This window comes from Komagataeibacter xylinus, assembly GCF_009834365.1.
Lineage (GTDB): Bacteria > Pseudomonadota > Alphaproteobacteria > Acetobacterales > Acetobacteraceae > Komagataeibacter > Komagataeibacter xylinus_D.
In genome coordinates this window covers 1,432,337-1,445,807 of the sequence record NZ_CP041348.1, presented here as the reverse complement: position 1 = coordinate 1,445,807, position 13,471 = coordinate 1,432,337, and the positions used below count along the sequence as shown (strand labels likewise).

The 13,471-nt window shown below is 58.6% G+C and carries 12 protein-coding genes and 1 tRNA gene; 7 read left to right on the top strand and 6 right to left on the bottom strand.

The annotated features are described in order from the left end of the window. Positions 1 to 20: 20 nt before the first annotated feature. The 3 genes from FMA36_RS06825 to rlmB form a co-directional block, all read right to left on the bottom strand. Positions 21 to 371: a RidA family protein gene (locus FMA36_RS06825; RefSeq protein ID WP_159261719.1), complete on the bottom strand. Its 351-nt coding sequence runs from the start codon at positions 369 to 371 to the stop codon at positions 21 to 23. A gap of 145 nt (positions 372 to 516) precedes the next feature. Next, a complete protein-coding gene (locus FMA36_RS06820) occupies positions 517 to 2,661 on the bottom strand; it encodes an FUSC family protein (protein ID WP_159261718.1) in 2,145 nt (714 codons plus the stop codon). A 294-nt stretch (positions 2,662 to 2,955) separates the two neighbouring features. Further along, positions 2,956 to 3,786: a 23S rRNA (guanosine(2251)-2'-O)-methyltransferase RlmB gene (rlmB, locus tag FMA36_RS06815; RefSeq protein ID WP_159261717.1), complete on the bottom strand. Its 831-nt coding sequence runs from the start codon at positions 3,784 to 3,786 to the stop codon at positions 2,956 to 2,958. A 118-nt stretch (positions 3,787 to 3,904) separates the two neighbouring features. Here rlmB and FMA36_RS06810 point away from each other — a divergent pair. After that, a tRNA-Tyr gene (locus FMA36_RS06810) sits at positions 3,905 to 3,990 on the top strand. A gap of 294 nt (positions 3,991 to 4,284) precedes the next feature. On the opposite strand, the gene FMA36_RS06805 is transcribed toward FMA36_RS06810, so the two are convergent. Beyond that, complete coding sequence (locus FMA36_RS06805) at positions 4,285 to 4,998, bottom strand: DUF459 domain-containing protein (protein WP_475704532.1); 714 nt, start codon at positions 4,996 to 4,998, stop codon at positions 4,285 to 4,287. 647 nt (positions 4,999 to 5,645) lie between these two features. After that, positions 5,646 to 7,115, bottom strand: coding sequence for a lytic transglycosylase domain-containing protein (locus FMA36_RS06800; protein WP_240906507.1), 1,470 nt, complete (start codon positions 7,113 to 7,115; stop codon positions 5,646 to 5,648). 759 nt (positions 7,116 to 7,874) lie between these two features. Between FMA36_RS06800 and FMA36_RS06795 the strand changes: the two genes are divergently transcribed. The 5 genes from FMA36_RS06795 (at position 7,875) to FMA36_RS06775 (ending at position 12,402) form a co-directional block, all read left to right on the top strand. Then, positions 7,875 to 8,987 (top strand): GDSL-type esterase/lipase family protein, encoded by a 1,113-nt coding sequence (locus FMA36_RS06795; protein ID WP_240906506.1) that lies wholly within the window; start codon positions 7,875 to 7,877, stop codon positions 8,985 to 8,987. A gap of 314 nt (positions 8,988 to 9,301) precedes the next feature. Beyond that, a complete protein-coding gene (locus tag FMA36_RS06790; RefSeq protein ID WP_240906505.1) occupies positions 9,302 to 10,399 on the top strand; it encodes an MBOAT family O-acyltransferase in 1,098 nt (365 codons plus the stop codon). Continuing rightward, a complete protein-coding gene (locus tag FMA36_RS06785; protein WP_159261712.1) occupies positions 10,399 to 10,671 on the top strand; it encodes a hypothetical protein in 273 nt (90 codons plus the stop codon). The genes FMA36_RS06790 and FMA36_RS06785 overlap by 1 nt, the downstream gene beginning before the upstream one ends. Positions 10,672 to 10,876: 205 nt before the next feature. Next, positions 10,877 to 11,641 carry a lysophospholipid acyltransferase family protein gene (locus FMA36_RS06780; RefSeq protein WP_159261711.1) on the top strand — a complete coding sequence of 255 codons (765 nt, stop codon included), beginning with the start codon at positions 10,877 to 10,879 and terminating at the stop codon, positions 11,639 to 11,641. Then, positions 11,638 to 12,402, top strand: a complete 765-nt coding sequence (locus FMA36_RS06775; protein WP_159261710.1) for a glycosyltransferase family 2 protein — start codon at positions 11,638 to 11,640, stop codon at positions 12,400 to 12,402. Before FMA36_RS06780 ends, FMA36_RS06775 begins: the two co-directional genes overlap by 4 nt. A gap of 12 nt (positions 12,403 to 12,414) precedes the next feature. On the opposite strand, the gene FMA36_RS06770 is transcribed toward FMA36_RS06775, so the two are convergent. Beyond that, positions 12,415 to 13,026: a COG4648 family protein gene (locus FMA36_RS06770; RefSeq protein ID WP_159261709.1), complete on the bottom strand. Its 612-nt coding sequence runs from the start codon at positions 13,024 to 13,026 to the stop codon at positions 12,415 to 12,417. Between the two features lie 166 nt (positions 13,027 to 13,192). Between FMA36_RS06770 and FMA36_RS06765 the strand changes: the two genes are divergently transcribed. Beyond that, positions 13,193 to 13,465 carry a phosphopantetheine-binding protein gene (locus tag FMA36_RS06765; RefSeq protein ID WP_159261708.1) on the top strand — a complete coding sequence of 91 codons (273 nt, stop codon included), beginning with the start codon at positions 13,193 to 13,195 and terminating at the stop codon, positions 13,463 to 13,465. Positions 13,466 to 13,471 lie beyond the last annotated feature (6 nt).

Sequence of the window (13,471 nt, the reverse complement as noted above, 5' to 3'; positions counted from 1 at the left end):
CCCGGAAACTTTTGTCTTTTTCAGGCCAGGGCCGCGATGCCCGTGATCTCGACCTTCCATTTCGGGTTGGCGAGGCGGGCTTCCACCGTGGCGCGGGCGGGCTTGCTGGCGGGGTCGAGCCAGGCATCCCATGCACGGTTCATGGCGGCCATATCGTTCATGTCGCTCAGAAAAATCTGGACCGAAAGCAGGTTTGCCTTGCTGGTGCCTGCCTCTGCGAAGATGGCGTCAATCTGGCGCAGGATATCGGCTGTCTGGCCCTCGGCATCGAGATCGGCATCATCGGCGACCTGACCCGCAAGATAGACAAGCCCACCATGCACGACAGCCCCGGCGAGGCGTTCTTCAGGTTGAAGGCGTTTGATGGTCATGAAACTGATCCTTTATTCCTATAAGTTATTAAAAATAACGCCTTGATGAAATAATAAAAGTTGTTGGCGAAGCTTTTTTCAAAAAGCTTCAAAAGAACACCGATTTTTTGAAAAAAAGCATCGACCAAAAACTTTTATTGCTGATTTATGCAGTTTGTTTGCCATTACCATCATGCGGCAGATGAAAACGGCGCGTAATATCGAAAAACCGGGCATTCATGTACAGTTCACGCGCCAGTATTTCCAGATAGGCCACGCTCCACCCCAGGTCGAGGCGGCGCGACAGGTTGCCTTCATCTTCCACCGCAGCCCGTATCTGCGCAAGCGCGGTTGCCACAATGTGGGCAAGTCCATCTGGCGGGCCACCCTTCCATGCGCCAAAGGCCGCCAGCGTGCGCTCAACCGCAGCCCCCACAGCGGGCGGCAGGCTGCCCCGGGCCAGCAGGCCGCGCAGGCGGATCAGGTTCAGCCCCACCGTCATGGCCGACAGCACGCCATCGAGATATGCATTGGTCTGCGCATCGGACATGGTGGACGCATGCCGCACCAGCCGGGCAAAGCCGGTGGTGAGCCGGTTCACCCACGCACCGGGGTCGGGTATGGCGGGTGCGATGGCAATGCGGCGCAGGTCGTGCACGATCTGGCGGCGCATGCGCCACCGCTCGGCATCGGGGTCAAACGGCAGCACGAGGCGAAACACCAGCACGCTGCACCCGATGCCCAGCACTACCGCGCTGTTGATATTGAAAAAAGTCAGTTCATCAAGCCGCGACTGGTTGCCCGGATAGACCATGAACGGCAGGAAGTTGTTGTAGGGCGCAGCCGTACCCGCCGTGCCTGCATTGCGCAGCGCAAGGCCGCCCACCATCATGGGCAGGAACAGCGAGAGCACCAGCGTCTCCCACACCGCCTGGTCGGGCAGCACCATGAAGGTGATGATGGCCGCGACCAGCACCGCCCACACCGCCCCGCGCAGGAAGCCGATGCTGTCGCGCACCGGGTTTTCATTCGCGGCAAAGCGGCTGCATGTCACCACCACGAACATGGCGAAGGTCGCGCCATCGGGCCAGCCGGTGCACTCCCACACCAGGCCGCCCATCAGCACGGCACCCGCTGAACGGATGCCGTTATGCCATGCAGCCGTGCGGTCGCGCCATGGCGGGATGGAGAAGTGAAAGCGATCATGCGCAGGCGCCACCTGCGTTGCCGCCAGATGCGCCAGCGCCGCATCAAGCCGCACCAGCAGCACGCCGAGCGAGGCGTTGAGGATGTAGCCATCAAGATGCTGCTGCCCTGCCACTCGGCCCGGCGGGGTGGCACCGGATACGGCGATGATGTCATTGACCAGTTGCTGGCGGCATTCCGCGCCGAGGTCGCGCAACTGCGCGCGCAGGCCGGGAATGGCGGCCAGCGGGTCGGGTGCGGCCATGGCCGCCTGAATGGTTGCAAACAGCGCCTGCGCGCGCGCAAGCGGCGTGACGAAGCCGGGCGGCAGGTCGCCTGTGGCATGCATGCGCGCACTCAGCCCCAGCCCGCGCGACATTACCACCGCAATCGAGGCGAGGGCCGCGCGCGCATGATCGCCCGCACGGGTGCGGTGCTGCATCTCCACTTCGCTGAACTCGATCTGGTCCGACACGGAAAAGACCGAGCCCAGCAACGTGCGTGATTTGAGGAACGCCTCCTCGCGCCCCTGCATCATGCTGCCAAGCGCCTGCGCGGCCTGGCCTATGGCCGCCCCCACCTTCTGGCCGATCTCGCGCCGGGCCACGTCAATCAGGCTGGGCGCGAACACCGCAGCCAGTGCGCTTTCGCACAATATGCCCACAAAGATGTAGGTCGAGCGCGACAGGGCGATGTCAAACACCTGATGCGGCGCATTGGCCGCATTGAGCGCAATCAGCCCGCTGGTAAAGGCCATGAGCACCAGCGCGTAGGAATGGAAATTGCGCAGGAAAGTGGCCAGCCCGCAACACACCCCCACCCATAATGCCAGCACGGGAAACAGCAGCCACGCCGATTGCGGCATGGCGGCAATCAGCGCAACACCCGCCACCGCGCCAAGGCAGGTGCCCAGCAACCGCCACCGCGCCTTGGACATGCTCTGCCCGCGTGAATTCTGGGCCACGATCCATGTGGTCATGGGGGCCCATTGCGGGTCGTCCATCTCCATCCACAAGGCCAGCACCAGCGCCAGCAGGGCAGCGATGGTCGTGCGCAGCGCAAAGCCGAAATCGGTCAGGCGCGGGGCGTAAAGCCAGCGGAAGCGAAGCAGGAAGCCATCCGTCATGCCGGGCGCCGCAGCCCCCTGCCCCACTTCCTGCGGGCTGGCGAAGTGGACCTCTCACGTGATCGTGTCATGCCCCCCAATGGCAATAATGGGGACACAAATCTACATGTTATAACGTAAATAGTTTTTCATGTTTCCCCGCCCTCAGCCGGGCGTTACGGGCAATGGCCCGCACCCCGCGCGGGGGCACGATCAGGGTCTGGCCGCTGCATGATCGGAACAGGGCGGAGAACGGTTTGCGGGTTCTGCCTTTTTTAATAATGGCAGCGTTTTTGCGACGCTTTTCCCGTTGGTCTAGCGGTGGCGGAACATTTCGTACAGCGCCACGGCGGCGGCGTTGGATACGTTGAGACTTTCCATCTGGCTGCTCATGGCAAGCCCCGCGATTTCATCGCAATGCTCGCGCGTCAGCCGCCGCAATCCTGCGCCCTCGGCCCCGAGCACAAGGGCCACCCGGCGCTGGTGAAAGGCCGCGCCATCAAGAATGCCGCCGCCAGCATCAAGCCCCACCACCCACAGGCCACGCGCCTTGAGCGCATCAAGCACGCGCGAGAGGTTGACCACGCGGATCAGCGGCACGATCTCGAGCGCGCCCGAGGCCGCGCGCGCGAGCGTGCCGGTCTCATCGGGGGCATTGCGGTCCTGCATCACCACCGCCACCGCGCCAAAGGCGGCTGCCGAGCGCAGGATGGCACCCACATTGCGCGGGTCAGTCACCTGATCGAGCACCAGCACCGGGCCGGGCTGTTCAAGCACCGTATCAAGGTCGGGCGGGGTCAGCATATCGGCCAGCAGGGCCATGCCCTGATGCACGGCGTCAGGGCCGCACAGCGCATCAAGCTGGGCGCGCTCGGCGCGGACGGCCTGGATGGGAAAGCCGCCTTCAAGCTTTGCTGCCAGGGTGTCCTGCGCTTCCGCCGTGACCAGAAGCTGGCGCAGCTTGCGGGCCGGGTTTTCAAGCGCGGCCTGAACCGCATGCAGGCCATATAGCCAGCACGTGCCAGCGGGAGCCGATGCGGCCCCACGGCCACCCCGCCTGCCGCCCCTTTCGGGTGTGTTACGGGCGGGAGAAGCGGAATGAGCCCCGGATGAGGCACCACGACGGCGGGATGTGCGCATGTTCATGATCGCTCTTTAAGCCCAACCGGCACCGGCGTCATTCCCCCAAACGAAAATTGTCGCAAATTTTTCACCCACGCCCTTGACTTACCCCCCTCATACCCCGTATTTACCCGGCCAACCTGGAGGGATGCCCGAGTGGCTAAAGGGGGCGGACTGTAAATCCGCTGGTGTACGCCTACGTTGGTTCGAATCCAACTCCCTCCACCATTTTCCTAAAAAATAAGAAAATCATCCCTTTAACAGGGGATCTGATTTCTGTGCCTGTCTTACGCATGTTGTAAGCCTGTTCCGCTTCAGGATCAGGCTTCACCTCGTAATGTACTGCATTTCTCATGCAATCCGGCCCGTTTAGCGGCTTCCCGGGCCTGAGCACCTGCTGCAGGCTCGTCAAGAATTGCGAGCATCATCCTTCAACACTCGCAAGTCTCCATGTCATCGCGTTCGCATGTTTCATGCTCACAAACGCAGCCTTACGCGCGCAAGGTGCATAATACCCGTGTCTCAGGACGGATCAGGCGACGCGGGCTGGCCTGATGTGTGCGCAGGCACTGCAGATGCAGCAGCCTTGCCTTTTTGCACAGCGTTGGGCTGGTAACAGGCAATCAGGGGTTCCAGTATTTTGGCCGCTTTCTGATACCCGCCTGGAGTCAGATGCACGCCGTCATCTGCACGAAGGCGCACTTTTGATCCATCAACACCTTCGCCATAAGCAGAGAAATGCCCGTTATCAGCAAAAACTGACCATAGCGGCACAAATTGCGCACCGTTTTTGGCTGCCTGATCCTGGAAAATATTATTCAGGATTGCCATGTCAGCCGAGAAAACATCATCACGCACTATCGGATGCCCGACCCAGATAACGGGGATATGGGCATTTTTCAGCGTCACGATAATATCGCGCACCCGGGCCGAATAGATTTTTGTAAAATTGGCCAGCTGGGTCTGGTCAACAGCACCATGAACCCGTACCGGCGGCATGTCATTGGCACCAAACATAACGACAGCAACATCGACATGTTCGGTTGCTGCCAGTTTATGTACCTCATCTGGCCAGTTATAGAATGCTACCGAGACCAGACCGGTGGAAATTTTGCTGTGGTCCAGAACGCGCATGTTTCTGTTCGTACGGTAAAGCCACCGCAATCCCCCTGCCAGACCCTGGGCCTGTGAATCACCAATGACCAGGACGCGCCCGGTTTCACCCGGAGCAGGCACACAGGCCGGGGCTTCAGGCGGGGTTGTCGCCGCAGGGGTGGCATCGGCGGTTTGCGGTGTGGCAGGCGTTGCCTGCACCGCGCTGGCATCGGGCGTAGCTACAGGTGTCCGCATGGGAGGGGAAGCAGATTGGGGAGCCCCGTTTTCAGGTGCTGGAACGGGGGCTTGTGCATAGGCACCAGTACAGAGCGCGCCCAACAGGGCAGTTGCACACATAAGATGGCGAAACCTGCTTTGGAAAACGCTATTTTCTTTTATCCAATCGGAAGAAAAAACATAAATACCTCAAACGCATTCGCGGTCGTACTGGTGCGCGGTGCCGAGAATTTAGCTAAAAAACCCTGATGCTGATAGGGTCTAATTACAACACATTTCCCAGAAGAACAGAGTACATCAATAAATTTTTAGTAAAACGATTTAATTACAATAAATATAAAATATTTACATTAATATATCGAAGTTAACTGATGAAATAATGAATTTATATTTATAATATTCTATTATTAAAAATAGCTAATCTACCCTGTAAAATTTACACATTTTTTGTGTAATCTGTTGTGATCGTGGGATAAAATGGCCTTGCAATGCGGGCATTACCTGCGGCAGATGTAATCAGCAATGGCCTATGGTTGTTGTGCCGGCAGGCCTTACTGAAGGGACGTTTCTGCCTCCAGGGGAAGTTTGGCTTTCTCGCCCAGGGCTAGTGAATCAAGGGTTGCAGGGCGACGATTGAGCTTTTCCGAATACATCCAGCTATGCAGAAGCACTGTCTCGATCCAGTGCCGGACCGTGGGTTTGGGAATGGCCTCCAGAAAAGCCAGAGGTTCATTTGTGCTTTGTTCGGAGGCCTTCCAGTGGGCTACCTGGGTATGGCCCACCGCATAACTGGCCAGCAGACGGATGAGGTGGTTGTTGATGTGGCGGTCCCGCGCCAGCGCCATCAGGTAACGCTGGCCAATCAGCAGATTGACGGATGGATTATTGAGATCCTCCGGTCGACCGCCAGCGAAATTGGCCGCCGTACACGGCATGAGCTGCATCAATCCTATTGCGCCGCTTTTGGAGGTAACCGTAGGCTGGAAGCGCGATTCAATGGAAACGATTGCATAGATGAGTGCCGGGTCCACCACAAACCCGCCACTTGGCGTAAAGCGCTGCGGAAGATCAAGCGCATGGCCGGGAACAAGCTTGCTGGACCCTGCGCGAGAGGCTGCGGCGTAAAGTGTCCCGCCAGCATTTTCAACCGCGTGTGCAACAAGCCCTATGGACTGTCGTTCATTGGTATTGTCTGCATCGGCCCAGTCATCATGCAGTTCGGCCTCGGCCAGGTCTGTACGGCCTACCTGCAGAAGTGCCAGCGCCCGGTGGCCTGCGGGCCGTGCGGCAACCACGTTCACATCAGCAATCGTGAGCACGGCGGCATCATTCCGTGATTCGTTTTTACTGAGGGCGCGGCGGGCAATTACCCCATAAAAACAGTCTTTGCAGCGCGCGCTCTGCACAAGCCAGCGCAAGGCGTCTTTCGTATTGCCAGCACGTTCGGCAGCACGACTTGCCCACCAGGATGCAGCGCTACGCAGGTCCCTGGCGCCTTTATCGGCACTGGCCGCCCACGCGAACAGTTGCTGTGACTGCTGCACCTCCCCCAGCCGCCAGGCAGACAGGCCAGCATAAAACGCCACTCTTCCGCTCGCTTCCCTGAAGGCAGATGCAGCCAGGGCCCGGTCGAGAACGACCCGGTCCTGCCCCTGTGTATAAAGGGTTTGTGCATCAGTCGCGCTGATGGCCGCGCCAGAAATCCTGTGCCCGCCGACAGGCCCATCGGAGTTGCTGCGCAATGCCAGCATGGCCCGCATCATGGGCGCGGCAGGACGGTCCGGGTATTGTGCCAGCCAGCTTTCCAGCATAGGTGTGGAACAGGCATATGCCGCATGAATGCACCGTTCTGCCAGAACGGTGCCGGTCAGGCTGTTCTCTTTCAACTGTCCTAGCAGGGCGTCCGCCCCATCAAAATTGCCGGTAGACTGATTGGCAAAAGCGGCGCGGATACGGGCGGCATCGCTTGCGGAAAGTGGATGGAGCAGGGCTGGCTGCCCCTGCGCCATGGGAGCCGCCATGGCCACTTCATCTGCCGGCAAGGAATGAGCGGAAACGCCCGATGCCTGACAGAATGTTGTTGCCAAAGAAAAAACAGCGATAGATGCAACGGAAAAAAGACCTGCCATTCCGTGCTTCAGGGGGTGAGAAACATACCGCATGATCGCGGCAGGTAACAGATATTCCAAAATAAATAAATACCGGAATTTCATCCTGTTACTAGGTCCCGTTCAGGTATGCTTCATTTCATGGCTGCATGATGTATATGTAACAGAAAATGACAGAACTGTTTCCTTATGTCTTGTTGCTATTCATTGAAATAACCCTGCCTGTTTTTCAACACGATCGGATAACGGCAGATCCATCCGGCACCACCCGCCAGGGCCTGATACGCTCTTATGTTCAAAGGCCATGGAGTAGTTAGCCTTGGGTTGCCTCACATCAACGGCAGAATGCCGGGCAGGTTGCCGGGCATGCCCAATACCCGCCAGACGCGGGAAATATGTGGTTACAGATTATCGTGTTCCATGGTAGAATTTTGACAATAAAAATTTTTATTGGGAACCCGGTGTTACGCACTCGTCATAACATGAGCAATAGCCTGTTCCGTAATTACTTTTTGCCTCTGTCTTATGCGGTGCTGTTAATGGGGTGTGCTGCATCCCATTAACAGCACCGGCCGATCCATTGAAAAATTAGGCCGCTATTCTTCCGTTATGCCTTTTTATAAAGCACTGGATTCACTGCACAGTGGTAAAGCGACGGAACCGGTTACCATATTGCAGATTGGTGATAGCCACAGCGCCAACGATGCGTTTAGCGACCAGATGCGCACCGCGCTGCAACAGCAGTTCGGCAATGCGGGCCGGGGTTTTTTGCAGCCCGGCGTACCGTTCCGCTATTATCACCCCGCACAGGTTACGGTTTCCTCTACAGGGTGGAGCGCTGTCAGTGCGTTCAGCAAGACAGCGACAGGCCCCTGGGGCATCAGTCTGGTCAGGCAGCATGCAGATGCGCCTGCCAGCATGACCATTACCGCAGATGAGGCCGGTGGGCTTGGCCGTGGCATGGTGGAGTTTCTGGGCCAGCCAGGCGGCGGCCGGATTATCGTGGAGGCAGATGATGGTGGGCGCACCGTCATTTCAACAGCGTCATCCCGGAATTCTGACGCCATGTGGCTGCGGATGCCCACCACGCCCGATACCCGTTCAGTAACCGTATCGGCCATGGGCGATGGCCCGGTCGATATACTGGGCTGGGAAGTGGGAAAAGGAAACCAGGCAAGGCCGGAGCCGGGAATATTATATTCCAACCTCGGTATTACAGGCTCTACCATAGATATCCTGAGCAAGGTTGATCCCGGCATATTATCGGAAGAAATCAGGCACCTTAAACCAAGCCTGCTGATCGTTGCCTTTGGAACCAACGAGGGCTTCAACACCACAACGAATTTTGATTCATATTCAGCCCGGTATGAACAGATCATACAGGATCTGCATAGTGCTGCCCCCATGGCCGGCATTGTTGTCACATTGCCCCCTGATGGCGTTCGTCAGGAACGGCAGGCCCCCTATGCCCGCTCATGCGATAAATTGGCATACGGGACCAGGGGATTCGCCACGCCGCCCGCGCTCGATACTGTCCGTCAGGCACAGACAAGTGTTGCCCAGCGCAACCACTGGATGCAGTGGGACTGGCGTCAGGCCATGGCCGATACCACGCACCCTGATGGGCGCTGCACCATTCTTGTCTGGGGCGCGCGCAATCCACCAATCGCAGCCAGGGACCATGTCCACCTCCTGAAAGTCGGCTACCAGCAGACTGCCGCGTCATTGTATAATGATTTAATGAATGGCTACGGTTTATGGTCTTCACAGAAACATAAAAAATAATGCTTTTTCCAACGCTTAACTTTGCTTTATTCTTTATTTCCGTTGCTGTCATTCTGGCATTGACCGGTGGCCTGTGGGAAATCAAGAAGCTTTTTCTGGTTGTCGCAAGCTATGTTTTTTGTGCTTTCTGGAACTGGCATTTCTGCATTCTGCTGCTGTCCAGCACGGCTGTCAGCTATTCGGTCGGTCGATGGCTGCCAGAAGAAGACAGGCCACGGTTACGGAAATGGATGGTTGGCTGCGGGATCGGAATCCAGCTGCTTGTTCTGGCATTTTTTAAATATTACGATTTCTTTGCCACGTCTTTTAACAAAATGACACGCGATGCTGGCTGGGGAGAGCCCGTTCCGCTCATTGAAATCCTTTTGCCGGTTGCCATTTCGTTTTTTACCTTTCACGGCATCAGTTATATTGTCGATGTATACCGCGGCAAGGTCACGCGCTGCCGCCGTTTTACAGACATGATGCTCTACATGTCTTTCTTTCCGCAGCTTGTGGCAGGCCCGATCGTGAGGTCTTCCAAATTTCTGCCGCAACTCGAGCGGCCCTCGCTTACGCCGCCGCCCGTGGCAACAGCCCTGCTGATGATTGCGGGCGGCCTTTTCAAAAAGGTGATCCTGGCCAGTTATCTGGGCACGCAGCTTGTTGACCCGGTTTTTGCTGACCCTGCCAGTTTTTCGACCCTGGACCTGTTATTCGCGCTCTATGGGTTTGCCGTTCAGATCTTCTGTGATTTTTCCGGGTATACGGATATTGCCATTGGTCTGGCCGCACTCCTGGGTTTCGAGTTTCCGCAAAACTTCAACCAGCCTTACCGTAGCCCATCCCTGCGCGATTTCTGGCGGCGTTGGCATATGACGCTGTCTTTCTGGCTGCGGGACTATCTCTATATTCCCCTTGGTGGCAGTCGTCATGGTCGGGTGCGCACATCCGCCAACCTCATGATTACCATGCTACTCGGCGGATTGTGGCACGGCGCGACCATGAAATTTGTCATGTGGGGTGCCCTGCATGGCGGTGGCCTGCTGCTGGAGCGTCCTTTCTCCGATCGTCTGGAAAAGACGCGGGGTCCTGCGCGTGTTATGGCAGTGCTTGTGGTATTCCACCTCGTCTGTTTCACATGGCTGTTTTTCCATGCGGAAGATATGGAAAGTGTCTGGCTTTACCTGCAGTCCATGACGCCGCTGAAGCCTGGCAGCTTTGCACAGGTCACTCCTTTTACCCTGGGCCTGATTGCGCTTGGTATCGGTCTGCATTTCGTGTCCGGAAACATACCTGAGCGTGTTGGCGCGCTCCGTGTCGTGCAGCGTACGCCAGACTGGGTTCTTGCCCTTGCGTTTGGCCTGTGCGTGCTGATGATTGATGCCGCAGGGCCAAGTGGTGTCGCCCCCTTCATATATTTTCAGTTCTGATGACGCAGTTTTCCAACCCATCCCCCACGCGCCGCCTGCTGGTCATCGTGCTGGTCGCGGCGACAGGCGGCATACTGTTCGGGTCTGAGCCCATTCTGGCCTGGACCGAGCAGCTCTCGCCCACCATGCCTTACCAGACGGAGCTTCAATCTGTGGCAGATCGTTGGAATACGCTTGCCGCACGTCTGAAAATGACCGTGCCGTATAATACCATCCGTGCGCTGGAACGCCAGATTGAAAGCTATCGTTTCGCGCCTGCGCCAGATCAATGATGCATTGAGCAGGCGCGGTTACGGACCAGGGCCTGACCATAAAGACAGACGGCATCATGCGCATCACAAAACAGCCATGCCGTGCGTTCCATCATTCAAAGCTAACGGCCCCTAGGAAGTTACACCCCCTTCCGCCATAATGGGTTATCAGGTGCCCCGTTCTGTCGTGGCAGCCCGGTTCTGTTTTATGGATATGATACGCACGATGGCGCGGAGAGGCTGGCATAGAATTATTTTCTGCATCGGCCTTGTCTATGCTGTCTGGGCCTTTGCCGTGTTCAATACTGTTGCGCTGCTGCTGAGCCCGGTCGTGCCACGCAGGTGGCGGGGCACGGTCGGGCGGCGGTGGGTCTGGCTCATGTCGCGGCTTTCGCTCAACGTGCTGCGCGGGCTGGGCGGGATCCGGTGCAACCCGCGCGACCTCAGGGCACTGGCCCATATCCGCAATACCGTGGTGGTGGCCAATCATCCCTCACTGATGGATGCCATGCTGTTCACCGCCTATCTGCCCGATCTTGTCTGTGTCACCAAACAGTCCCTGCTCGATCATCCGTTTTACGGCGCAGCGCTGCGCCTTGCGCAATATCCCGGCAACGATACGCCGCTACGCCTGATCCGCAGCACGGTTGCGCATGCGCGCGCGGGCCAGCCCATCCTGCTGTTTCCCGAAGGCACACGCTCGGACCGGGCTGGGGCGAATGACGTCTTTCACCCCGCCTTCGCCGCCATTGCCATGCAGGCGGGCTGCACGGTGCAGACAATGGTCATCACCACCAGTTCGCCCTACCTGCGCAAAGGCGCGTCCCTGCTGCGTCGCCCGGCGCTGCCCATTACCTATACCGTCACGCGCGGCGCGACCCTGCCCCCGCAGGCCACCCACACCATGACATCCCGCCAACTGGCCAGACAGGTGCAGCGGTGGCTGACCGAGGCCCTTGCCCGGCAGGCACCCCATGGAGGCATGGCATGAACCCGCCCGCCCCACGGCACCTTGTCGTCATTCCCTCCTACAATACCGGCCCGGTCCTGGCGCGCACGGTGGCCGAAGCCCTGGCCTGCTGGCCCGATGTGCTGGTTGTTGTCGATGGCAGCACAGATGGCAGCGCCGACGCCCTGCCCGCCCTTGCCGCCACCCATCCTGGCCTGTCGGTCACGCATCTGCCGCGCAACCGGGGCAAGGGGGCGGCCATCCATCATGGTCTGCGCTGGGCACGCACCCACGGTTACACCCATATCCTGACCATGGATGCCGACGGGCAGCACCCTGCCGCACAGATTGGCCGGTTCATCAACGCGTCACGCCACACACCGGCGGCCATGATTCTGGGGCGGCCGGTCTTTGCCGATGATGCGCCCGCCCTGCGGGTGCAGGGGCGCCGGATTTCCAACTGGTGGGCGCGGCTGGAAACGCCGGGCAGTGACATCGGGGATTCACTGTTCGGCTTCCGGGTCTATCCGGCGGCCGACCTGCTGGCGGTCATGGATACGGTATCGGGCATGCGTCGCTATGATTTCGACCCCGAGGCCGCCGTGCGCCTGTGCTGGCGCGGGCTGGCCTGCGTCAATCTTGACTCACCCGTGCGCTACCTCAGCCGCGATGAAGGAGGTATCTCCCACTTCCATTACCTGCGCGACAACCTGCTGCTGATCCGCATGCATGTGCGGCTCATGATCATTTTTCTTGGTCGCCTGCTGTTGCGCCCCCTGCGCAGGCGCGCTGCACGGGCGTGAAGGGGCGGCCCCTCACCCCCGCGCGCGGTTGTTGAAGGCCCTGACGGAGTCCATGATCGAGGCATGATCGAAATTGCGGATGCGCCAGCGCCGCACCCCGGCCTCAACCCCGAACATGACCAGCACAAGCGGCATGCTTGCCCCATGCAGCACCGCGCGCCACCACCCCGCAGGCCCCACCAGCACAAGGAGGGCGGGCAAAAATAGCTGCACTGCAAAGAAAATACTCCATGCCCATGTCAGCTGGCGGGTATAAAGCCGCACATCGGGCCGCAGCGTGCCATGCACCTGGCGGGCCAGCATGGTGACAAGCGGCTCACGCCCCGGCCGCAGGGTGCGGGCGAACAGCAGCAGTAACGCGCCCTGAAGCACGGCATACAGCACCACGGAATCCGCCAGCAGCACAAAACCGGGGGGTAGCGCGTATCCAGGCGCTGCAACGGCTGCAAGGCCCGCCCCCCATGCCACCCGCCAGCGAATGGATGAAGCCGCCAGCAGCAAGCAGCACGCCATGGCCTGCCCGGTTACCAGCCAGCGGGCGGCAGGCGCCAAAAACCCCAGGCCCGAGAGAACATGCGCCCCTACACTCGCCACAAACAGCATGATAATGCCAGCTAAACGCATATGACCGCCTGACCGTAAGAACCTACATACTGGCATCACACTGGAGCGCGATGCACAAACCCCGACTTCTGTTACAAAATGATTCAGCATTGTTACAGGCCATGGGGCGGGGTATGCTCCCGATCCGAAACCTTCTGATATTAATATAAATAATAGGCATAAATTAGTGGCGGAAAACCCTCCATCTCCATCAGAAACCGAAGTAGCGACCCTTATTGTAGAGACCCTGCAACTGGACATGCCCGTCTCCACAATCGAGATGGACGGCCCCCTGTTTGGCGATGGCCTTGGTCTGGACTCCATTGATGCGCTGGAACTCTCGCTGGCAATCAAGCGGCAGTACGGGGTGGAACTCCGTTCGGACAATGCCAATAAAGTGGATATCTTCCGCTCCGTGCGCAGCCTGACCCATTACATAGCAGCGCATTCGCCCTCCTAAGCCATC

What these genes read in the sequence shown, in the direction of transcription:
- FMA36_RS06800 (WP_240906507.1), bottom strand. Translation starts at nt 7,115, where the DNA reads ATGGCGGCTCCCATGGCGCAGGGGCAGCCAGCCCTGCTCCATCCACTT.
- FMA36_RS06785 (WP_159261712.1), top strand. Translation starts at nt 10,399, where the DNA reads ATGACGCAGTTTTCCAACCCATCCCCCACGCGCCGCCTGCTGGTCATC.
- FMA36_RS06775 (WP_159261710.1), top strand. Translation starts at nt 11,638, where the DNA reads ATGAACCCGCCCGCCCCACGGCACCTTGTCGTCATTCCCTCCTACAAT.
- FMA36_RS06825 (WP_159261719.1), bottom strand. Translation starts at nt 371, where the DNA reads ATGACCATCAAACGCCTTCAACCTGAAGAACGCCTCGCCGGGGCTGTC.
- FMA36_RS06770 (WP_159261709.1), bottom strand. Translation starts at nt 13,026, where the DNA reads ATGCGTTTAGCTGGCATTATCATGCTGTTTGTGGCGAGTGTAGGGGCG.
- FMA36_RS06820 (WP_159261718.1), bottom strand. Translation starts at nt 2,661, where the DNA reads ATGACGGATGGCTTCCTGCTTCGCTTCCGCTGGCTTTACGCCCCGCGC.
- rlmB (WP_159261717.1), bottom strand. Translation starts at nt 3,786, where the DNA reads ATGAACATGCGCACATCCCGCCGTCGTGGTGCCTCATCCGGGGCTCAT.
- FMA36_RS06780 (WP_159261711.1), top strand. Translation starts at nt 10,877, where the DNA reads ATGGCGCGGAGAGGCTGGCATAGAATTATTTTCTGCATCGGCCTTGTC.
- FMA36_RS06790 (WP_240906505.1), top strand. Translation starts at nt 9,302, where the DNA reads ATGACACGCGATGCTGGCTGGGGAGAGCCCGTTCCGCTCATTGAAATC.